This window comes from Streptomyces sp. NPDC012825 (assembly GCF_042900925.1).
Classification (GTDB): domain Bacteria; phylum Actinomycetota; class Actinomycetes; order Streptomycetales; family Streptomycetaceae; genus Streptomyces.
The window spans coordinates 135,091-156,892 of the sequence record NZ_JBIBBZ010000014.1; the positions used below are offsets into that span (position 1 = coordinate 135,091).

The window sequence follows — 21,802 nt, forward strand, 5'->3', positions numbered from 1 at the left end:
CCCGGGTGCTGTCACTTCTCCGGCCGGGACCTGGGCGGTCTTCCACCCTCCTCGCCGCCGGACGATGGAGGGGGCGGACCGGTGACGGAAAGACCGTCGCACCCCGGGAATGCCCAGGCGGCGCCGGCGACCGTACAAGTACTCGGGAGTGGAAGCGCGCTGGTCTGCGTACCGGTGTCTTGCGACGCCGGGCCTTGGTGCCCGTGCCCGAGCCGTGCGGATGGCAGCACCGGTCGGCGACGAGATCCAGGCGTTCGGCCGGCAATGATCGCGGGGCTGCCACGGGAGCGGACGGCCGGGCTCCTCCGCCGACCGCGTCCCACATCCGTCCCGGAGTTCTCGAGGTTCGTTCATGCCCGTGGCCCTGCACCCCTCGCGAGGGGTGCAGGGCCACGGGCCGTTCCGGACGGGGCTGTGCGCGAGCGGTCCGGGGACTACTTGGGCATGAGGACGGTGTCGACGATGTAGACGTTGGCGTTCGCGGTCTTGACGTTGCCGCAGACGACCTTCGAGGAGTCGTTGACGGTGTAGTCCTCGCCGGAGCCCGCGGTGGTGACCATGCCCTTCTGCAGGGTCTCGAAGGAGCCGTTCTCCAGCTGCTCGGGGGCGAGCTTCTGGCCGACGACGTGGTAGGTCAGGATCTTGGTCAGGGTGGCCTTGTCGGCCAGGACCTTGTCGAGGTCGGCCTTCGGGATCTTCGCGAAGGCGTCGTTGGTGGGCGCGAACACGGTGATGTTCTGGGCGTTGTTGAGGGTGTCGACCAGGCCGGCCTTCTTGACGGCGGTCACCAGGGTGGACAGGGCCGGGTTGTTCGAGGCCGCGGTGGCGACGGGGTCCTTGGCCATGCCGTCGAAGGAGCCCGCACCGTCCTCGGGCACACCGGCACACGCCGGGCCGAAGGGCTCGTCCATGGCCATCGAGTCCTTGTCGGGCTCCTGGCTCTCCGTGGCGGGGTCGGCGGCGGCCGAGGTGGGCGAGGTCGTCTTGCCGTCGTTGCCGGAGTCCGAGCACGCGGCGAGCGCGAAGGGAAGGACGGCGGCGGCGGCCACGGCGATCGCGCCACGACGGATGCGCAGGGAGTTCATTTCGTTGCTCCTTGAGAGGGTCGGACTTCCATGGGGGAAGCAGGGGGTTCACGGAGTACGCGAAGGCGTTCTCCGGTGGTCCGGTGGTCTAGGTGACGGTGACGAACACGCTGTGCCAGCCGCTCGCTCCGTCGGGGACGGTCCTGGTGCGCTGTTCGGTCTGGACCTGGCCGGTCGCGTCGGTGGCGCGCACGGTGAGGTTGTGTCCGCCGGGAGTGGCCTGCCAGCGATAGGACCACTGGCGCCAGGTGTCGGTGGTGTCCTGGACGGCGAGGTCGGCGTCCTGCCAGGGACCGTCGTCGACACGGACCTGGACACGGGTGATACCGCGGCGCTGTGCCCACGCGACGCCGGCGACCGTGACCGTACCGGCGGCGGGGCGGGCGAACGGCTTGGGCGTGTCGATGCGCGACTGGGTCTTGATCGGGGCACGGCGGGCCCATTTCCGCTTGACCCAGTAGGGGTCGTACGCATCGAAGGTGGTGAGCTCGATGTCCTCGATCCACTTGCAGGCCGAGACGTATCCGTACAGGCCAGGGACGAGCATGCGCACCGGAAAGCCGTGGTCGAAGGGCAGCGGCTCGCCGTTCATGCCGACCGCGAGCATGGCGTCGCGGCCGTCCATCACGTCCTCCACGGGCGAGCCGAGCGTCATGCCGTCCACGGAGCGGGCCACCAACTGGTCGGCTTTGCCGCCCTTCGACGGCGGCTTCACGCCGCACTCGGCAAGCAGGTCGGACAGACGGACGCCGAGCCATCGGGCGTTGCCGATGTAGGGGCCGCCGACTTCGTTGGAGACGCAGGTGAGGGTGACGTCGCGTTCGATCAATGGGCGTGTGAGGAGATCATCGAGGGAGTAGGTGCGGGGACGGGTGACCCCCTTGCCGTGAACGCGCAGGCGCCAGCTTTCGGCGTCGACCTTGGGGACCACCAGGGCGGTGTCGACCCGGTAGAAGTCACGGTTCGGTGTGGTGAAGGCGCTGATACCAGGGATCTTGAGCCGGGCGCCGGACGGAATCGCCGGCGCGGGAGAAGCCGGGGCGGGCAGGACGAGATTCTTACGGGAGGCGACGGCGTCCTCGCCCCGCTGCCCGGCCAGGATCCGGCCGATCACCCCGGCTCCGGTGGCAGCCGCAGCGGTCACCGTCGCCGCCGTGAGAAAGCCCCGCCGGCTCCAGGTGCTTGCGTGGGGTTCGCCGTCGGCCGCGTCCGCTGCGCCGGCGGCTTTGCCGGCCAGCAGGAAGAGCACCGCGGCTGCCACCACGGCGCCGATGAGGGAGGGAAGAGCGTCACCGATGCCTGCGGAGTCCGGACGAGTGAGAGCGGCGGCTGCTCCGACGATGCCGAAGAGCAGTACACCCGCCACTCCGACGTACCGGTTGCGCAGGGCGAGAACGCCCAGGAGGACCGCGAACAGGGCGAGGAGGACGAGAATCCCGATCTGGAGGACGATTTTGTCGTTCTCGCCGAACGTGCGAATGGCGAAGTCCTTCACGGCGGCGGGCGTCCTGTCGATCACCGCGCCTCCGACCACCGTCACCGGTCCGGCAGCGGGACGCAGCAGGGCAGCGGCCAGCTCGGCCACAGCCAGCGCGGTGAACGCTGCCAGAAGCCCGGTCAGCGCACCCCGTGAGGTTCGGATGATGGTGTTGCGAAGTCTGCTCACGTCCGATCTTCGATGTGATCGGCCGGATGGATTGGTCTGACGCTCGAATGAGTGAAAACCGCTGCCGGACGACCGGTCAGGGCTTTGAGGCCGGATCGCTTGCCGAGTGGCTGACCGCTTCATGTCCGTGACCGGGCGGAGCGGGTTGTGGAGTTCGGCCTCGGGAGAGAAGGCCGGGCCACCAGACGCGGTCCCCGAGATCGAGGATGAGGGCGGGGACGAGGAAGAGCCGCACCAGAAGGGTGTCGATCAGGACGCCTACGGCGACGATGCTTCCGATCTGGGCGAGGTAGAGCAGCGGCATGGCGGTGAGCGCCCCGAAAGTGGCGGCCAGGACGAGGCCGGCCGCGCTGATGACCCTGCCGGTGGTGAGCAGACCTTTCCGCACGCCCGCCCGGGTGCCTGCTTCAAGAGCCTCGTGGCGCACACGGTGGACGAGGAAGATGTTGTAGTCCACGCCCAGGGCGATGAGGAAGACGAAGGAGAAGAGGACCACGGCGGGTTCGGTTGCCGCTGCCCCGGCGGTCAGACGGAAGACGGCGGCGGCGGTCCCGAAAGCGGCGAGCAGACTGATCCATGCCGCGATCACGAGCAGCAGCGGCAGAAGCAGGCAGCGCAGCAGGACGACAAGAACGGCCAGGACCACGAGCAAAACCAAGGGCATGATCAGCCACTGATCGGCCACCGCTGTTCGGTGGAGGTCGAGGAGCTGGGCGGCTTGGCCGCCGACCAGGGCTCCGGTGCCGTCGAGCGTGGTCCGCAGTCCTTCCACGGTGTCCTGGGCCTGTCGGCTGTCCGGCCCGTCCGCGAGGGTGGCGAGGATCTGCGTATGCTCGCATTTCGCAGTGGGTGGTGTGCCTGCCGGAGGAATGATGACCGTGTAGGCGATTCCCGGTGAGGCGGTTGCGACGGCCCGTACGTCCTCTGCCCGTGCGCAGGGCGCGATGATCACCAGTGGGCTGGCGACGCCCGCTGGGAAGTGCTGTTCCAGGATGCTTTGGCCGGTGACGGACGGAGCAGCGACGGGTAGGGCCCGGCGCAGGGGTACACCCTGCTGTGAGAGCAGTGGAGCGAGCGCGGCACCCGCTGACAGCAGCAGGAGGCCGGCGAGCCAGGTCCGGCGGGGCCGACGTTCTGTGACGCGGGCCAACCGGGACCACAGAGCCGTCTTCGGCGCGGTGGTGGCGGACCGCGGCCAAAAGACGCTCCGGCCGACAAGGAGGAGAGCTGCGGGCAAGAAGGTCAGGGAGGCCGCAGCGCAGCAGATCATGGCGACCGCCACCACCGGTCCCGGACTCCGGCTGGATGGCAGGGAACTCGCCGTCAGCACCATCATGGCGCAGGCGACGGTTGCGGCACTGGCCAGCACAGGTGGGGTCGTGGCCTTACGTGCCGAGGTCATCGCCTGTACGAGGTCGGCACGGTGCTCGAGTTCCTCTTGGTAGCGGGCCGTGAGAAGAAGGGCGTAGTCGATGGTCGCCCCGATGACCAGGACCAGAACGATGCCCTGGGACTGTCGGTCGATCTCCAGCCAACCCGTTCGGGCGGTCAGGTACAGCAGAGCACAGGCCACGGCGAGTGTCAGCAGGGCGGTGATCATCACCAGCACCGACAGGAGCGGGCTGCGGTAGACGAGCAGCAGGATCACCAGCACGCCGCCGAGCGCGGCTGCCAGGAGCATGCCGTCGGTGTGGGCGAAGGCGTTGTTCAGGTCGAGTTGCGCGGCGGCCGGTCCCGCGAGGTGTACCTCGGTGCCGGGAACCGCGTCAGACGCGTCTCGGATGTGGTCGAGTCGCGCGGACAGGTTGTCCGGACCGATGGGGATCACCGCGATCATCGCCTCGCCGTCCTGGGCGAGTGACGGTTCCGTACCGGAGCGGGAATCCGTGACTTCCGTGAGGATCCGGTGCGCTTCTACCTGTTGGAAAGAAGTGATCCCGGCTTCCGGCTCACCGGCCGTCCATAGCACGGCCAGCGGCAGCGATTCACTCGAGCCTGAGGGATTCAGCAATGCGGCGACTCCGGCGGACTCGGCACCGGCGGGAAGCCGTCCGGCCTGTCCGGCCTGCACCGCCTCGCCAAGACGCAGGGCGTAGGGGCTCGTCAGGACGACCAGAGCAGCCCAGAGCACGACCATGAGCAGCGTTCCTGACTTGGTGAACCGACGCACGGCGTGCTCTCCCTTTTCCGCCCGGAAGGCCCCGGTCCCGTGTGGGACGGAATCCGTACCTGGTTGTAGTGGGGTACTGTCCGGGCGTCGATCACTGGCGACCCCGTGGCTTTGGAACGGGTACTCGGCGCCGCTCCGGACGCCACGCCGCCCCACGCACTGCTGCTCGGGTCGAGGAGGATCTGCCGGAAGCCGCCTGCGGCGGACTCACCCGGATCAGCAGCTCTGCGCCGTGAGAACGCGAGACGGACAGCGGCCCGCGATCCAGGGCGAGCCGCCGGTCCGCCTCACCCTCCCGAACGGCGGACCGGGGCTTCTCGGCGGCGCCTGGATCAGGCGTTGACGCAGGTGTTGCCGAAGGCCGGGTTCAGCAGACCGACGACATTGACCGTGTTGCCACAGAGGTTGACCGGGACGTGGACGGGCGCCTGGATCAGATTGCCCGACCCCACGCCGGGCGAGTAGGCGGCCACTCCCTGGGCCCCCGCGTCGGCGGCGGCCAGCGAAGCGCCTCCGAGCACCACGGCTCCGGCCGCCGCGGCCACCACCAGGCCCTTGTGAACACGAACCATCGCACTGCCTCCTGAAAAAGGGGTCGTACCGGTCGGGTGGAGATCCCACGCGACCGGTGAGGAGCCAGGGGAACGTCTCCCGGACCCTCCCCCGCTTCTTCGCTGCCGTCCGACCGCGAGTTGGGTCCGGAGCGCACGGTTCACTCTCGCGGGCTACTCAACACCTGGAGTGATGAAGGAATGTCCGCCCATCCGTACGCCCGTCCGCTACGAAACCCGTTCAAGGACGCCGCTTGCCTGTGATCGAACCGTGCCGCGTTCGTACTCCGGCCCGCCCCATCGACGAAGGACCCGCATGCAATGGACACCCCTCTTCCGGCCACCCGTCCCGATTCACGGATTCGGCCGGCCGGAGCCCGTCAGGTGAACCAGGCGTTTCCCTTCGGCGATGCCGGAGGCACCGGTCGCCCCGACCTCGCCGCAGTCATGCAACAGGTGGCGCACGGTGACAAGGAGGCCTTCTCCATCCTTTACGACGCGCTCGCCCCTCTGGTGTTCGGCATCGCGGTCAAGGTCGTCCGTGATCGGGCGCAGTCCGAAGAGGTCGCCCAAGAAGTCATGATCGAATTGTGGCGATAGGCCGCCCGCTATCGGCGCGACGCCGGGAGCGTCAGCACATGGGCCGCGACGATCGCCCACCGGCGTGCTGTGGATCGGGTGCGTTCCGCGCAGGCGTCCGCCGAGCGCGACCAGGCCCGGGCCGCCCGTGAACACTCTCCCGCCTTCGACGAGGTCGCCGAGCGGGTCGAGACCCGGCTGGAAAGCGAACAGGTGCGGCGCTGTCTGCGCGGTCTGACCGAGATCCAGCGCCAAGCCGTGACCCTGGCCTATTACCAGGGCCTGACTTACCGTGAAGTCGCCGAAGTCCTGCGTACTCCGCTTCCCACCGTCAAAACACGCATGCGCGACGGGCTCATCAAGCTCCGCGACTGCATGGGGGTGACCACATGAAACAACACCACCACGACGTTCACACCCTCTCAGCCGCCTACGCCCTCGACGCGGTGGCCCCGCTGGAACGCCGGGCGTTCGACGAGCATCTCAGGGCCTGCGCCGAGTGCAAACACGAGGTCGCCGAGTTCCAGGCCACGGCAGCGCGCCTGGCAGCCGCCGCGTCCCAGGCGCCGCGCCCGGCGATGAAACAGTGGACGATGTCCGCGATCGACGGGGTACGCCAGCTGCCGCCACGGCTCACCGGGGGCACGTCGAGGGAAGGCCGGGACGGTGGTCTGCGGCACAGGGGACTGTCCTTCGCCCTGGCCGCCAGCGTGGCCGGGGTCGTGGCACTGTCCGGCCTGGCCCTCTGGCAGCAGCAGGAGAACGAGGATCTCCGGCAGCGCGCTCGTCAGACCGCACAACACCTCGGTGACATCAGCACCGTTCTGACGGCCCCCGACGCACGCACCACCTACGGAAAGACCAGCAACGGCGCTCTCACCTCGGCCACCTCTTCCAACCGGCAGAAGAAGACCGTGTTCACCGCCGCCGGCCTGCCCGTGCCCGCTCCCGGCAAGACCTACCAGCTGTGGCTGAGCCACGATGGCACCATGCGGCCGGCCGGATTCCTCCACGACGACGGCACCGTCCTCATCGAGGGCGAGACCACCGGTGCGAAAGCGGTCGGACTCACCGTCGAACCCGCCGGTGGATCGCCCCGACCCACTACCACCCCGTTGCTTCTGATGACTCTCCCCGCCTGACCCGCGCCGCTCGGGCGGTCGCACCGGCCTTCGTGGCCGTCGTCGGCCGACCCGGTTCACAACCGACCTCGCGAACCGCGGCCGCGTCACGGACCGGGGGCTGTGAGGCCGGGCCTTCTGCCCGAACCATTTCGGCGGCGGTTTCGGCCAGTCAGGCATGTACCTGCTCTCCTGCACCGTCTCGTGGATGGCCCCCGTCGGTCTGGTCTCTCCGGTCGCCGTGAACCTGCTGCTGTCCGCCGACAGCGGCAGCGGCAACGGCCCTTGGGCATGGGCATGGCCCATCGCCCCGGCCAGGCGCCGTGCACCGCCCGAACCGATGGGGTCTCTCCCAGACCCCCGTGCCCCCCTCAAAGCACAGGAGATGACGATTACCACCCGTTTCGACAGCACCTGCGGAGACACGGCTTTGGTACCGGTCTTCGCCCACCGTTCGTCCCGACGTCCCCGGGCGGCGGTCCTGCTGCTCCACGGCGGACGCGCGGACGCTTTGCGGCCGCCCCCCGTCCTCAACCTGCCCGCGTTGCGCATGCGGCCCTTCGCCACAGCGATCCTGCGTGCCACCGCGCACGACGACGTGTTCCTCGGCCACGTGCGCTACCGCCACCGTGGCTGGAACGGTGCACATGCCCATCCCGTCGCGGATGTCCGCCGCGCACTGGCCGAACTGTACGAGACCGCAGGACCCGTCCCCGTCGTTCTCGTGGGACACTCCATGGGTGCCCGGGCGGCCTTCCGCGCCGCCGACGACCCTCGGATCAAGGGCGTCGTCGCCCTCGCCCCCTGGTGTCCTCCGGGCGATCCGGCCGCTCACCCGGGCGGCCGCACCCTTGTCGCGCTCCACGACGAAAGCGACCGCGTCACCCGGGCCGTGGACACCTGGTCGTACCTCACTCGCGCCCAGAAGGCAGGCGCCCGGGTCTTCGGCCTGAGCATGCCCGGCGGAGGCCATGCAATGATCCGCGACGCACGACACTGGCACCATACCGCCGCCGAAACGGCGACCGCCCTCCTCGGATTCACGCCGCTGCCCGCCTCCCTCCCGGGGAACGGCTCCTGGACCGGCGTACCGACTCCCTGGAGGGGCTGATTCACACACGGGTTCCAGCGGGCCCGCGAGCAAAGTGATCACCTTCTGGTGAAGGATGAAAAAGCGTATCGGTTCCGAGCAATCCGTCAGCCAGTCGGCCTCGAATACAGGACAAAAGGCGCAAGGCGCCCTTCCTTGGAGTCGGCTCGGACCGGCACCCTCCCCGAAGGGGATGCATCATCATGACAACCACGCTTCCACGCCGTCTCATCGCCCTGGTGGCGCTGCCTGCCGCACTGGCACTCGCCGGAGCCGTGCCCGCCATGGCGCACGACGGCTCCCAGGCCCATGGGTCCCATCAGTACAGGGCAGACCTGCGGCAGCTGAACCACTCCGGTGCTCACGGAACCGTTCTGCTCGGTCTCCAGGGCCGGCAGCTCACGGTGAAGATCAACGCATGGGGTCTGGTCCCCGGACAGCCTCACGCCCAGCACATCCACGGCTCCACGACGGGCCACGACTTCCGCTGCCCCGCCGCAAGCGCGGACAAGAACGGCGACGGCATCGTCAGTACCGCCGAAGGCCTGCCCGCCTACGGAGACATCAACATCTCCCTGACCACCAGCGGGGACACCTCCAAGGCCAGCGGCCTCGCGGTCGACCGCATGCCCGTCGCGGACCGGAACGGGAACCTCTCCTACTCTCGCACGATCACCGTCTCCCAGGCCGTCGCCGACAACATCGCCCACCTGCACGTCGTACAGCACGGGATCGACCCGAACGGCAACGGCATGTACGACTTCGGCAAGGGCAAGAGCGAGCTAGACCCGAAGCTCCCCCAGGAAGCGACCGCACCGGCCAGCTGCGGCATGATCCACGGCAGCGGTTCCGGTTCGGCCCCGATGAGTCACAGCTGACGTTCGAGGGCCGCGGAGACAAACGGTGACAACGGCGCCGGAGACGGCACCTCAGGAATCTCGGTGATCCCCATGACGGACGAAGAGTTCCTCCGTCTTCTCGAAGCAGCACGGCACGAGGCCCGCAGGACGCGGTTGGCGCCGTCCGCCGATGAGGACGATTCGCGCTACGAACAGGCCGCCAGGCACGTGGAGTTCGGTGCCTCGGCGCACTGAGCGGAAGGCCGGGGGAGCGAGGGCGGTCGGGGATGTGAGGAAAGGCACACGAGGCTCCTGGTCGGCACGGGCCACCTTGGCCGAGTACCCGTCCGCCAGGAGCTTCTTCGTCATGCACGGCCTTGAGCCCTCGGCGCCGCCGCATCGTCACCGAGCCGGAGAGAGCTCGTCCACAGTCGCTCGGGTCAGAACTCCCCAGGAATCGGGACCTGGTTGACGTTCACCGCGCCGAGCTGCGCCGTCCGGCCGTCGGGCGCCGCATCGCGTTCTCCTGCTCCGGCGCGGTACCACAGCCGAGATGATGCGGTGCCTTCTGCCCGGCGGCTTCGACTGAGGAAGGGGGAATCCGTTCGATGTCCGCGCCGACCGGAGCGGCGGCCAACGCGAAGAGGCAGCATCCGCTGCTACGGGACAAGGAGAAGTGGAAGGGGTTTCCTCTTACGGCAGGACGCCCGTGAGGTGCTCCGCACAGGGGACACGGATCGTCGGTCACAGGTCGTGGGCCGGTGGGTGACCGGGCCGGCGGGAAAGGACGTCGGCGGCGAAGTGGTGAGCCGGATCCCGTACGGTGCGCTGGTCACCCCGTTCGCCGTCCTCCGTTTCCCGTCCCGTCCGCACCGACGGCCTTCCTGTCCGGCACCAGGACGTCGTCCCCGTAGAGCGCCTGCGCCCAGTTGGACTGGTAGATGGTGTCGAGATAGCGCTCGCCGAGGTCCGGGGCGATCGCGACGGCGGTGGTCCCCCGGGTGTCGTGGCGGGCGAGCCAGTCGGTCGCGCCGCTGACCACCGTCCCGGTGGAACCCCCGAAGAGGAAACCGCGCCGTGCAAGCATGCGGCAGGTGCGCACGGTGTCCGCCTCCTCGACGGACACCGCCTCGTCCACGTACGTCTCGTCGAGCAGCGGTGGCCTCATGCTCATGCCGAGGCCGGGGATCATCCGGCGCCCCGGTGTGCCGCCGAAGATGGCGGAACCGACGCTGTCCACGGCGACGATGCGTACGGACGGGTTCCAGGCACGGAAGAACCGTGCGCAGCCCATCAGGGTCCCCGTGGTGCCGACTCCGACGAAGAGGGTGTCGAGCTGCGGGAACGCACGGGCGATGGCGGGCGCCGTCCTGCGGTAGTGGGCCTTCCAGTTGTTCGCATTGGTGTACTGGCTGAGCCACACGCACCGGTCGTCGGCGGCGCACAGGGCGCGGACGAGGGCGAGCCGCGCTCCGAGGAGGCTGCCGCTGCCCGCCTCGTCGGAGACCACGTGGACGTCGCTTCCCAGGGCTTCCATCATTTGACGGGTGGTCAGGTTGCAGTGGGAGTCGGTGACGCAGAGGAAGCGATAGCCCTTGCCGGCCGCGATCATGCTCAGCGCGACGCCGAGGTTGCCGGAGGAGGACTCGACGAGGACCGAGTCCTCGGTGAGGACCCCACTGCGTTCGGCGGCCTCCACCATCTCGGTCGCCGCCTTCAGCTTGATGGAGCCGGCGAAGTTGAAGCCCTCGCACTTGAGGAACAGGGGATGTCCGGTCGTCGGCCCGAGATCGACGTACAGGTCCTCCTCGTTGAAGGCCTGCGGGACGGATATGACGGTCACGGTGCTCTCCTTCTCGTGGTCGGACGGTCCGGCCGAACGGTCCGGCAGGACGGGACCCCTCATCCGTAGCGGTTCAGCTCGTCGAAGAAACTGTCGACGAGCAGCAGTCGGCCCGATCGGGCCACCTCGTCGTAGACGTACTTGCCGACCGCCAGGTCGAGGACTCCGAGCCCGAAGGGCGAGAAGATCACGGGGCGGTCCGGCGGCGGCGTCACGCGTCCGGCCATGACGTCATCGAGCGTGCCGTCGAGGAAGGCCCGGTTGCCGGTGAGCCGTTCCGTGAGGTGGGGCGAGGTCGACTCCCTGAGGACGTGCTCGACGTCGTCGACGATGTTGGTCGCGGACAGCAGGACCTCGGGTGCGAGGTCACGCAGCGAGATGTGCAGCACGAGGGGGTTGTGGTCGAACCACGAGACCTCGGTGACGTGCGGCCGGCCGGCGACGGTCGCGAAGACCACCAGGTCGCTGGTGCGGATGAGCGTCTCGGCGTCGCGGTGCACGGTGACGGGCCCGGTACCACCCGTCTGCTCCAGGTAGAGCCGGAAGCCGGCCGCGCTGTCCGCCGACAGGTCGTGGACGCCGATGTGCTCGAACGTCCAGCCGGTACCGATGAGATAGGTGTGAATGTAACGGGCGATCAGGCCGGTGCCGACGAACCCGATGCGGGTGGGCCGCTGTCGTCCCCGGCTGAGCCGGTCGGCCGCCGCCGCCGCGGACGCGGCGGTCCTGGCCGCGCTGATGACCGAGCTCTCCATGCAGGCGAAGGGGTAGCCGGTGGCGGGGTCGTTGAGGATGAGTACGGCCGAGGCTCTGGGGATGCCCGACCGCACGTTCGCGGGGAAGCTCGCGATCCACTTGAGGCCGTCCACCGGGGCCTCGTTCCCCCCCAGGGAGGCCGCGAGGGCGATGATGCGCGACGCGGGCCGGTCGGTGAACCGGAGGAAGGAGGAGGGCGGGTTGACGGTGTGTCCGGCGGCGTGCAGGCGGTAGGTGTCTTCGACGACCTTCGTCACGGCGCTCTCCCGACCGTGGAGGACTTCCTTGACCTGGCGTCCGGGGACGACGGCGAACGGGGGCACCACGGGTGTGGCGACGGACATGGTCATGCGGCGGCCCTCCTCGGGGGTTGGTCCGGCAGCGGCGGGGCGAACGGGTCGGCCATGGCCACCAGGACCTCGCGCGGCCCCGTGTAGGCCTCCCGGCTGTGGGCGGTGCGCAGGTTGTCGACGATCATCACCTCGCCGGCCTGCCAAGGCCGGCGGATCGTGACGTCGTCGTAGGTCTTGTTGATCCGTTCGACCACTTCCGGAGGTACCGGGTCGCCCTCGCCGTAGCGCGTGGTGAAGGGCAGACCCCTCGGGCCGTACTCCTCGATCAGGAACTCCCGCACCTCGGGGGCCATCGTCCACTCGCTCAGGAAGGCGATCTGGTTGAACCAGCAGCGCAGTCCGCTGACCGGGTGCCGTACCACCGCGCTGCGCCTCTGGCGTGTGCGCAGCGTTCCGTCGGGCTGCCACGAGGTTTCGATGTCGTGGGCCCGGCAGTACGCGTCGACGGCCCCGCGGTCCTCGGTGCCGAACGCCTGGGAGAGTGTGGCGCCGATCTCGCCGTTGTAGGAGCGTTCGAGCAGCCAGCCCTCCTCCTCGAAACGCTCGACCAGAGTGGCGGGAAGAGCATCGAGGACGGCGGCGGCATCGGCGAGCGCGGTGGCCCCGCCGCCGGTCGGCGGCTCCAGGCAGGCGAACAGCAACAGTCCGGGACACCGGCGCGCGTAGCTCAGCTCGTGGTGCATGCACATCGGCTGGTTGGCGGGCCAGACGGCTGAGGAGTAGAGACCCTCGCCATGGGCCTCGCGAGGGGCGAAGCCCTCTGTTTCCCTCACGGGGCGGTCGGTCACCCTCCGGACGACCGCCTCGACGTCGGTCGTACCGCGCAGATCCAGTCCGTTGACGAGGACCGCGCCGTGTGCGGCGACCAGGTCGAGCAGTTCCTTCTTGTAGGAGTCGGTCCAAGCGGCCGGGTCCGGGGGAGCCGCGCTCTCGTGGATCGTCGTGGGTGCTGGTGTTTCCGGCTTGCGGAACAGTGCGGACAACATGTCGTTCCTCTCCATCGGTACGCGGCTCATGAAGGTGTCGGTCGTACGGCGGCCCGAGCGACCTCGGGGGGTGCCGGGGGCCGGTGGGTTCTTTCATCGACGAGAGCGGCCAGATCGGCCAGGACGGGGTGCGCTGCCAGGTCGCGCGGGGAGACGGTCCGGTCCAGTGCGACGGCCAGGCGTACGGCGGACAGGGAGGTGCCGCCGAGGTCGAAGAAGTCGTCCTGCCGGCCGATGCCGTCGACCGGTACGCCGAGGACGTGTGCCCAGGCCGCGGCGAGTCGCCGCTCGGTCGGTGTACGGGTCGGACGGTGCCCGTCGCCGGGTTGACCGAGATTCCGGGCGAGGACGCCGAGGACCTTGCGGTCGATCTTGCCGTTGGCCGTGAGCGGCAGGGTCTGCCGCCAGTGTGCGGAGGAGGGGACCATGTAGGCGGGCAGCAGTTCGCCGAGTTGCCCGAGCAGTACGTCTTCGGCCACCGGTCGCCGGCCGGTGCAGAACGCGACCAGCTGTCGTGCGTGGGCTTCTTCGCCGGTGACGATGACGGCGCCGTCGCGGACGTCGGGAAGCCGTAGCAGGGCGTTCTCGATCTCGCCGATCTCCACACGGAACCCGCGGATCTTCACCTGGGCGTCGCGACGGCCGTGGTATTCGAGCTTTCCTCCCGGTAGCCAGCGGCCGAAGTCTCCTCCGCGGTAGAGGCGCTGACCGGGGTGGTACGGATCGGAAAGGTAGGAGTCCCGGGTGCGTTCCGGGTCGTTGACGTAGCCGCGGCCCACGCAGATCCCGGAGAAGACGACGGCTCCGGGGGCTCCGAGGGGGACCGGTGTCAGGTTGTCGTCGACCACGTAGATCCGTACGTTGGCCACGGGCCGGCCCAGGGGTACTCGGTCGCCGTCCGGCACGCCCGTCATCACTTCGTGGTTGGTGTCGTCCGACGTCTCCGTCAGCCCGTAGGCGTTGACCAGGGGCACCCCGGGCAGCGCGGCGAACCAGCGCTGGACGAGGCCCTTGCGCAGTGCTTCCCCGGTGACCGACACGCGGCGCAGGTCGGCCAGCCGACGAGGTGCGCGCTCCAGTGCGGAGAGCAGGACGTCGAGGTACGACGGGACGACCTGGAACACCGTGACCCGGCCGTCGGCGACGGTGTCGAGGAACCTGTCGGCGTCGAGGACATCCTCCTGCTCGACGAGCAGCGTGCGCCCGCCGGCCAGGGGCCCGGCGAGGAGTTGCCACAGCGAGATGTCGAAGCACTGCGACGCGGTCTGCGCCACGACGTGACCCTCTTCGATGCCGAGGTCGTCGATCTTCGCCAGGAGGTGGTTGAGCATGCCGGCGTGTTCGCACATGGCGCCCTTGGGCTCGCCGGTGGATCCGGAGGTGAAGTAGACGTAGGCCAGTTGGTCCGCAGCCACCGCGACCGCGGGGTCGTCGCCGCGGGCGGTGCTCTCGGCGACTGCGGGGATGGGGAGCGTGCGCGTGCCGGGCCGGATTTCGAGGGCCCGGTCGAGATTCCGGGAAACGCCGGGTTCCGTGAGCACGAAAGCGCAGTCCGAGCGGGTGAGCATCGCGGAGACGCGTCCGGGCGGGTAATGGGGGTCGATGGGCAGGTAGGTCCCACCCGCCTTGAAGACGGCGATCACCGCCGCCATCCAGTACAGGGTGCGTCCGGCGACCACGGCGACGACATCCTCCGGTTCCAGCCCCTGGGACAGCAGCGCCCGGGCCAGCCGGTTGGCCCGTTCGTTCAGGTCCCGGTAGGTCCAGCGAGTGCCGCGGTACTCGGCCGCGACGGCTCCGGGCCGCTTGCGCGCCTGTTCTTCGAACAGTTCGTGGAAGCGGCGGTCCGGCAGCGGTCGGGTGGGACCGGCGAGTTCTTCGGTCTGGAACCGGATCTCCTCGGCGGACAGCAGGGCGCACCGTTCGTGGTGCTCCTCGGGAGCGGTGGCGATCCGTTCGAGCGCTCGGAGGTGATAGCCGCCGATGCGGGCGGCGGCGTCGTCGTCGAGCACGTCGGTGCGGTAGCGCAGCCGCAGGACGCGCGGGTCGTCTTCGGGGATGCTCACGCACAGGGCCGTGCCCTCTGGCGCCTGTCCGTTCCCGGACGGGTCGAACACGATGTCCGGCGGTGCGCCGGGACGACCGTCGGTTTGTCGTCGCTGCGTGTGGGACAGGAGCGGCAGCGCACGGTGGACGTCCTTCGTGAGGTGACGCCAGGTGCCGGGTCGGACGTTCAGCCGGCAGGCTGCCGGACGGCTCGCTCCGGAGAGCAGGTAACCGGTCGTGACATCGGTGTCGCCGGACAGTGCGGAGAGCACCTTCGCGTGGGCGGCCAGGAGCACGGCGGCGATCGGCACCCCGAACTCGTCGGCGCGCGTGCGCAGCGCCGTGACCGTCCGGTCGGGAAGGGCGGTTTCGGCGTGCTCCGCGGTGCCCGGGACCGGGTGGGCGGTCCAGTTCGGCACGGTCGTGAACGCGTGACCGGCGGGAGCTTCCGCGGGTGGTGTGCTGGTGGTCGCTGATTCCGTCATCACCGTTCGCCTCCGTGGGCGTCGTGCTCGGGGGCGGCCGGTCGCGCGGGGTTTCCCGACCACCGGTCGTGTGCGGGGACCGTCTCGCCCTTCATCAGGAAGCAGTCCGCCGCCAGGTGGGCGCCGTCGCCGACCGTGGCACCGTAATGGACGAGGGCGCCCACCCCGAGCGTGCAGCCCGCGCCGATCCGGCTGACGTCGGACTTGAAGGTGCCGTCCTCCTGCGAGTGGCACTGGATGACGCTGCCGGCGTTGAGGGTGCAGCCGTCCCCGATGGTGACCATGGGCCGCTCGGTCAGGCTGCAGCCGTCGTCGAACACCGCTGCGCCGATCCGGACGCCGAGCAGTCGCCACACGAGGTTCTTGAACGGGGTGCCGTTCAGGATCTGCAGGTAGGTCTCCGACGGGACCTTCCAGTACCGTTCGCGCCGCCAGAAGCGGAGGTCGTAGATCGAGCAGAACAGGGGTCCGAGCGGGTGCGCCGCCGTGACCAGGCGTTCGATCAGCGCGTAGTACAGGACGGTGAAAGGCAGCAAAGCGACATTGGCGAGGGCGAGGGCCGTGAAGCCCCACTGGGCGTACAGTTCGGCCGCTCCCGCGTACAGGAGGGTGACCGCGAAGAAGTAGAGCCAGCCGGTGAACAGGAACCACGCCATGGTGGCGGCGTTGTGCCGGTTCTTGGCGAGCAGGCGGCGGCGCAGCCCGTCGCCCTCCGCGAGGGCGTCGAAGGTGCTGTCCCGCACCACCGAGCGGGGGATCTCGAAGCTCGGTGATCCGAGCAGGCCCACGTCGTGCCGGATCGGGCCGTGGACAGGGACCATGACCTTGGTCGCCAGGAGACAGTTGTCGCCGGTCCTGCCCCGGGAGGGGTAGGCGATCCTGTTGCCGAGGAAGTTGTGCGCGCCGATGACGGTGCGGGTCACGCGGAAGGACGTGCTGGAGTAGTCGGCGTTCATGAGCGACAGCCCGTCTGCGACCATGGTCCCCCGGCCCACGGAGCTCAGCAGGGGGTTCTCGTGCTTGACCGCGGTGCCGAAGTTCGAACCGGTCTGCTCCGCGGCGGACAGGTCGTAGCCGATCCAGCGCAGGTAGTGCACCACCGCTGAGCTGTCACCGAACAGGCGCGTCATGAACCTCCTGTTGGTCAGGAGAGTGACCGCCCGATGCGCCGCGTGGTGGACGCCGTACAGGGGGTATATCCGACCGGGGGTCACGAGCCGGCCGAGGACGCGGGGAACGACGGCCAGCGTGATCAGGACGATCGGGATGCCGCCGAAGAAGACGACCCCCGTCACCAGCAGCAGGTCGGCGTAGAAGACCCAGTCGGCGAGCGCGGCAGGCCCCCGTTCCAGCACTGTCGTCAGCTGCGGGGCCTTCGCGAGCAGCACGTCCAGGCATCCCACGGCGAGCGGTGCGAACACCAGCAGCGCCATGACGATCTGGGCGGCACCGTGGACCGCACGCCGTACCGTGCCGCACCGGACCGGAGCCACCGCCAGGAAGTCGGCGTCCGTCGGCTGTCCCGGTGATCCGTGCCAGTGCTGGCCGACGGGCACGCTCTGGCCCTCGTGGAGTGAGGAGGCGTGCCCGAGCTGTGCCCCGTCCCCCATCGACGTACCGATGTCCAGCACCGTCGCCTCGCTGACGACCACGTCGCGCCCGAGGGTGACCGTGCCCGTCTCTATCGCGGCGTCGCGGGCTCGGTAGCAGCCGAACAGGACGTCCTTGCGGATGACCGTGCGGTCACCGACCGTCAGCAGGTCGGTGCACACGGGAACGCTGCGGGAAAGGACGGTCACGCCCCGTCCGATGCGCGCGCCGAGGGCCTTGAGGTAGAGGACGTAGAGCGGGGAGCCGACGGACAGGGCCATCGGATTCGCCCGTATCAGCGTCTTCACCAGCCAGAAACGGACGTACGCGAGGCTCCAGACCGGGATCCGCTGCGGCTTCCAGCGGCCGACGAGGACCCACTTCGCGACGATCGGCAGGGTACACAGGACCACCAGGGTCACGGCGCCGAACACGACCGACCGCAGGTAGTCGTCCCAGAGGCCGGCGCCGGCGGAGATCCAGTCGTAGCCGCGAGCGGTGACGAAGGCGAGGAGGAAGGCGTAGCCGACGAAACACAGGAGTTGCAACGCCCCGCACAGCACTTGGTGCCGGCGTTGCGGTGGGGGCGCCGGATCAGGCGGCGCGGGGCCGGGAGGGCGGGCCTCGGTGACGACGGGCCCCGGTTCATCGCCTTCGATGGCCGTGCTCAGGCTTCTGACCGTCGGGTGCCGGTAGACATCTCTCATCGACACGTCGGGAAGGCCGCCCTGCTTCCTCACCCGTGCGCAGAAGTGCGCCATGACCAGCGAGTCCGTACCCAGTTCGTCGAAGAAGTGGCTGTCGAGGGGTACTTCGTCCAGATGGGCGACGTCCGCGAGCAGCCGGGCCAGTGTTTCCTGTGTACGGGTGCTCGGGCGGTTCTCGGTCTCGAGTGACTTCTGTGTCATGAGGGAACTCCCCGGGGCGGGTCCTGTTGCCGGGTGGCCGCATCGGTGCTCGATCCCGTGTGCCTGCTCTGTTTCCGCGAGCAGGTGGTGGCTGCCGTGCGACGGGGCTTGGATCGACCGGCCCGCTCATGTGGCGGACGGTCCGCGGTGAACGTTGTACGGGTGATTCGTCGCTGTTCTGCGGACAGATGAAGATCCCTTCGAACTTTTCGCACAACGGATGGATTTCTCGAACCTGGGACGGTGTGGCGTCGTCGCCCTGACCGGGCGGGCCGGACGATTCCGGGCGTCGCTCACTTCCCGGTCCGTCTCCGGCACGGCGCGCCGTCGGGTCGCGGACGTACGCTGGGAGGACTTCCGTCGCATCCCCGAACAGCGTTGCGGAGGGCGGCATGACCGACCCCTTCGGCTTCCTCACCACACCCCGCCGACCGGTGCCCGCGCGGCCTTCCGGGGAGCGTCTGGGCGACTGGGACGAGGTGTACGCGGGCCAGGCCCTGCTGCCGCTGGTCTCCGGGCAGGCCCGTCGCTGCATGGACTGCGGCGTTCCGTTCTGCCACGGGGGCTGCCCGATCGGCAACCTCATACCCGAGTGGAACGTGTACGCGGCCCACGACGACTGGCGAACCGCCTCGGAACGGCTGCACGCGACCGACAACTTCCCCGAGTTCACCGGGCGCGTCTGCCCGGCGCCCTGTGAGGACGCCTGCGTCCTGGCGCTCACGGGGGAACCGGTCACCATCAAGAACGTCGAGCAGGCCATCGCGGACGAGGCATGGGCGCGGGGCCACGTCCGTGCCCACCCGCCGGAGCGGCTGACGGGCCGGTCGGTCGCGGTGGTGGGCTCGGGTCCGGCCGGGCTGGCGGCGGCGCAGCAGCTCACGCGGGTCGGCCACCGCGTCACGGTCTTCGAGCGGTCCGACCGCGTCGGCGGACTGCTGCGCTACGGCATCCCCGCCTTCAAGCTGGAGAAGTGGCGGCTGGACCGCCGGATCGCGCAGATGCGGGAGGAGGGCACACTGTTCCGCACCGGCGTCGACGTCGGTGCCGATCTGGACGCGGTCGCGATGAGGGGTGCGCACGATGCGGTGATCGTGGCCGTCGGAGCGACGGAGCCACGCGAACTCGCCGTACCGGGAAGGGCAGTGGAGGGCGTCCACCAGGCCATGGAGTATCTGACGGCGGCGAACCGGGTGGACGAGGGCGACTGCGTGCGGCCGTCCGTGACGGCCGAGGGCAGACAAGTGGTGATCGTCGGGGGCGGCGACACGGGAACGGACTGTCTCGGCACAGCCCTGCGCCAGGGCGCCGCGTCCGTCGTGCACGTGGACGTCAACCCGATGGCGGGCGGGTTCCGGCGGGAGAGCGAACCGTGGCCGCTGGTCCACCCCAGGATCCACCGCGTCTCACACGCCCACGAGGAGGCCTGTGACCGGGACGGCGACGATCCGAGGGTGTTCGGCGCGGCGGCCGTACGGTTCGAGCACGACGCCGCCGGTCGCGTCGAGGCGGTGCGCCTCACGGAGGTGGACCCCTCGGACAGGACGCCGCGGCCGGGAACCGAGCGGACGCTGCCCGCCCAACTGGTCGTGCTCGCCCTGGGGTTCCGCGGCCCCCGGCACGGCACGCCCCTCACGACGGCGCTCGGGCTCGTCCCCGACGACCGGGGCAACTTCGACCGCACCGCCGGGTTCGCGGCGCGGACGGCGGACACGGCCCCATGCCCTGCTTCGGCTTCGGCTTCGGCTTCGGAGGGAGTCTTCGTGGCGGGCGATGCCGGACGCGGGCAGTCACTCGTGGTCTGGGCCCTGGCGGAGGGCCGGTCCGCTGCGGCCGCGGCGGACCGCTACCTGATGGGTTCCAGTGACCTTCCCGCTCCGATCACGGCCTCGGACGGGCCGCTGGCGTAGACGAGCGGGCACGCGGGCCCCGGCACCGGCCGCTGGTACGGGAGGGTGGGGCCGGGAGCCGTGCTCCCGACCCCACCCCGGGGCTCCGCGTCAGTGGTGACGGCAGTCCCAGTGTCCCTTCACCCAGACGTGGTCCCAGTGGCTGGGAACGTAGACCCACTTGTAGACGTGGTCATGGCTCCGGTGGCCGTTGTGCCACTTGCCGTGCTTGTCGTGCTGACCCGGGTGCCAGGTCTTGTGCGGGAAGGCCTTCTTCTCCCAGTGGCCCTTGACCCACTCGGTGCCCGCCGGGACGGGAACCGGAGAGCGGCTCCACCGGCTGGACCACCTTTGACGCCCCGCCCGGCAGACGGGCAAGCCACGGAGAGGAGGCGCGGAGGAGGGCTTTCGATCGTCCAAGCGGGTTCAGCAATGCAGGTGCCGGCCGCTCCCGGCGACACACTTGCGGCGATCTGCGGCCTGGGGCTGTCATCCGGCGGCGGCGCGGCTCCGAATCCCCTGTACACATCCGTGCCCACCGGTTCGATCCCCTCCAGGGGGCAGTCATGATCACCACGATGCCGTCACCCGACACGACCCGCCACAGTGTCGCCCTGCCCTACGACCCGAAGGCGCCGGCCGTCGCCCGCCGCGTCGCCGGGCGCTGGCTGGCGGGCTCCCCGGGACGGTCGGTCCGGGCGGCGGAGGCCGTGCTGGTCGTCTCCGAGCTGGTCACGAACGTCGTCCGCCACGCGCGTGGCCCCTGCGTACTGACGCTGACGGTCCGCGGAGCACTGCTCGACATCGCCGTCGCCGACCACAGCGAGGAGCTCCCCCTGACGTCGTGGGAGGGTCCCGGGGACGAGCGGGGCGGTTTCGGTTTCCCCCTCATCCGCGGGCTCGGCGGCCGGATCAAGGTGGTCCCCGCCCTCGGGGGCAAGTCCCTGCACGTCGCACTCGACCTGGAGCCCGGCGGAACCGGACCGGACGGACCGCCATGACTTCTCTCGCCCGTCGCCGAAGGTCTCACTCGATCGCCCCTGCCGTACGGCGGCGCCCGTACGAGAACGCGGGCGGAGTCGAACGGCGGCGGCCCCCGGGCGCCTCAACCGTGTCTCGAGCACGACGGCCGGCCGGTAGGGAGGACGGTGAGCAGCGCGTGCCGCAGGGACACGAGCACGACGTGGAGGAGCTGCTGATCCGCTCGGCCGACGGGGACCAGGAGGCGTTCGCCGGCGTGTACGACGCCCTGGTCGGTCCGGTTCTCGGGCTGACCCGCCGGATCCTGCGGGACGCCGCGCAGGCCGAGGAGGTGACGCAGGACGTCATGATCGAGGTCTGGCGCACCGCCGACCGCTACCGGTGCGAGCGGGGCACGGCCAGGACGTGGGTCCTCACCCTCGCCCACCGCCGGGCCGTCGACCGGGTACGCGCCGCGCAGGCGAGCGCGGACCGGGAACGGCGCGCCGCCATGCTGTCCCCCGTGCGCCCCTTCGACGAGGTCGCCGAGACCGTCGAGGGCAGGGACGAGCACCGGCGCGTGTACCGCTGCCTCGGCGGGCTCGCCCCCGTCCACCGGATCCCGCTCGTGCTCGCCTACTACGAGGGGCTCACCTGCCTGGAGGTGGCCCGGTCCCTGTCGACCCCGACGGGAACGGTCAAGTCCAGGATGCGCACAGGCCTGCGGAAGCTCCGCGCCTGCCTGGAGGGCGGATCATGAGGCCCGCCGACGAAAGCCCGCACGACGCTGTCGGGGCATACGTCCTGCACGCCCTCTCCCCGGCCGGGGAAGCGGCCTTCGAAAACCACCTCGCGGGCTGCGACGCCTGCCGCGACGAGGTCGGA

Annotated in this window: 17 protein-coding genes and 2 pseudogenes; 9 read left to right on the forward strand and 10 right to left on the reverse strand. The window is 69.9% G+C overall.

Annotation, left to right across the window (positions count from 1 at the left end):
• Positions 1–434: 434 nt before the first annotated feature.
• The 4 genes from ACFY7E_RS25315 to ACFY7E_RS25330 form a co-directional block, all read right to left on the reverse strand.
• Positions 435–1,085, reverse strand: a complete 651-nt coding sequence (locus ACFY7E_RS25315) for a fasciclin domain-containing protein (protein ID WP_389488474.1) — start codon at positions 1,083–1,085, stop codon at positions 435–437.
• A gap of 88 nt (positions 1,086–1,173) precedes the next feature.
• A complete protein-coding gene (locus tag ACFY7E_RS25320) occupies positions 1,174–2,874 on the reverse strand; it encodes a sulfite oxidase (protein WP_389488476.1) in 1,701 nt (566 codons plus the stop codon).
• Positions 2,828–4,921 carry an MMPL family transporter gene (locus tag ACFY7E_RS25325; protein ID WP_389488479.1) on the reverse strand — a complete coding sequence of 698 codons (2,094 nt, stop codon included), beginning with the start codon at positions 4,919–4,921 and terminating at the stop codon, positions 2,828–2,830. The genes ACFY7E_RS25320 and ACFY7E_RS25325 overlap by 47 nt, the downstream gene beginning before the upstream one ends.
• 332 nt (positions 4,922–5,253) lie before the next feature.
• Complete coding sequence (locus tag ACFY7E_RS25330) at positions 5,254–5,493, reverse strand: chaplin (protein ID WP_389488482.1); 240 nt, start codon at positions 5,491–5,493, stop codon at positions 5,254–5,256.
• Between the two features lie 426 nt (positions 5,494–5,919).
• Here ACFY7E_RS25330 and sigK (ACFY7E_RS25335) point away from each other — a divergent pair.
• The 5 genes and pseudogenes from sigK (ACFY7E_RS25335) to ACFY7E_RS25355 all read left to right on the forward strand — a co-directional run bounded on the left by sigK (ACFY7E_RS25335) (position 5,920) and on the right by ACFY7E_RS25355 (position 9,356).
• Positions 5,920–6,444, forward strand: a pseudogene (gene sigK / locus ACFY7E_RS25335) (ECF RNA polymerase sigma factor SigK).
• The gene (locus ACFY7E_RS25340) at positions 6,441–7,193 is read left to right on the forward strand and encodes an anti-sigma factor domain-containing protein (protein WP_389488484.1); all 753 of its coding nucleotides are present in this window, start codon (positions 6,441–6,443) and stop codon (positions 7,191–7,193) included. The pseudogene sigK (ACFY7E_RS25335) and the gene ACFY7E_RS25340 overlap by 4 nt, the downstream one beginning before the upstream one ends.
• Before the next feature lie 364 nt (positions 7,194–7,557).
• Complete coding sequence (locus tag ACFY7E_RS25345; RefSeq protein WP_389488486.1) at positions 7,558–8,283, forward strand: alpha/beta fold hydrolase; 726 nt, start codon at positions 7,558–7,560, stop codon at positions 8,281–8,283.
• Between the two features lie 182 nt (positions 8,284–8,465).
• Positions 8,466–9,128 (forward strand): annotated as a pseudogene (locus ACFY7E_RS25350) (hypothetical protein); the annotation flags it as partial.
• 84 nt (positions 9,129–9,212) lie between these two features.
• Entirely contained in the window at positions 9,213–9,356 is a 144-nt protein-coding gene (locus ACFY7E_RS25355; protein WP_389488488.1) for a hypothetical protein, read from the forward strand.
• A gap of 577 nt (positions 9,357–9,933) precedes the next feature.
• Here the strand turns inward: ACFY7E_RS25355 and sbnA are convergent.
• The 5 genes from sbnA to ACFY7E_RS25380 are packed head-to-tail and all read right to left on the reverse strand — an operon-like array spanning position 9,934 to position 18,068.
• Positions 9,934–10,944, reverse strand: a complete 1,011-nt coding sequence (gene sbnA, locus ACFY7E_RS25360) for a 2,3-diaminopropionate biosynthesis protein SbnA (protein ID WP_389488490.1) — start codon at positions 10,942–10,944, stop codon at positions 9,934–9,936.
• A gap of 59 nt (positions 10,945–11,003) precedes the next feature.
• On the reverse strand, positions 11,004–12,050 hold the full coding sequence (gene sbnB / locus ACFY7E_RS25365) for a 2,3-diaminopropionate biosynthesis protein SbnB (RefSeq protein WP_389488492.1): 1,047 nt from the start codon (positions 12,048–12,050) through the stop codon (positions 11,004–11,006).
• Complete coding sequence (locus ACFY7E_RS25370) at positions 12,047–13,039, reverse strand: TauD/TfdA family dioxygenase (protein ID WP_389488494.1); 993 nt, start codon at positions 13,037–13,039, stop codon at positions 12,047–12,049. The genes sbnB and ACFY7E_RS25370 overlap by 4 nt, the downstream gene beginning before the upstream one ends.
• Before the next feature lie 26 nt (positions 13,040–13,065).
• A complete protein-coding gene (locus ACFY7E_RS25375) occupies positions 13,066–15,570 on the reverse strand; it encodes an amino acid adenylation domain-containing protein (protein WP_389488496.1) in 2,505 nt (834 codons plus the stop codon).
• Positions 15,570–18,068 carry a Pls/PosA family non-ribosomal peptide synthetase gene (locus ACFY7E_RS25380; protein WP_389488499.1) on the reverse strand — a complete coding sequence of 833 codons (2,499 nt, stop codon included), beginning with the start codon at positions 18,066–18,068 and terminating at the stop codon, positions 15,570–15,572. Before ACFY7E_RS25380 ends, ACFY7E_RS25375 begins: the two co-directional genes overlap by 1 nt.
• Positions 18,069–18,460: 392 nt before the next feature.
• Between ACFY7E_RS25380 and ACFY7E_RS25385 the strand changes: the two genes are divergently transcribed.
• Positions 18,461–19,978, forward strand: coding sequence for a glutamate synthase subunit beta (locus ACFY7E_RS25385; RefSeq protein ID WP_389488502.1), 1,518 nt, complete (start codon positions 18,461–18,463; stop codon positions 19,976–19,978).
• Between the two features lie 90 nt (positions 19,979–20,068).
• Here ACFY7E_RS25385 and ACFY7E_RS25390 read toward each other — a convergent pair whose 3' ends face one another.
• Positions 20,069–20,335, reverse strand: a complete 267-nt coding sequence (locus tag ACFY7E_RS25390; RefSeq protein ID WP_389488504.1) for a hypothetical protein — start codon at positions 20,333–20,335, stop codon at positions 20,069–20,071.
• 188 nt (positions 20,336–20,523) lie between these two features.
• On the opposite strand from ACFY7E_RS25390, the gene ACFY7E_RS25395 reads away from it, so the two are divergent.
• The 3 genes from ACFY7E_RS25395 to ACFY7E_RS25405 form a co-directional block, all read left to right on the forward strand.
• Complete coding sequence (locus ACFY7E_RS25395) at positions 20,524–20,958, forward strand: ATP-binding protein (RefSeq protein ID WP_389488506.1); 435 nt, start codon at positions 20,524–20,526, stop codon at positions 20,956–20,958.
• Between the two features lie 158 nt (positions 20,959–21,116).
• On the forward strand, positions 21,117–21,677 hold the full coding sequence (gene sigK / locus ACFY7E_RS25400) for an ECF RNA polymerase sigma factor SigK (RefSeq protein WP_389488509.1): 561 nt from the start codon (positions 21,117–21,119) through the stop codon (positions 21,675–21,677).
• The coding region (locus ACFY7E_RS25405; protein WP_389488528.1) for a zf-HC2 domain-containing protein at positions 21,674–21,802 on the forward strand (129 nt) is incomplete at its 3' end. The genes sigK (ACFY7E_RS25400) and ACFY7E_RS25405, both read left to right, overlap by 4 nt.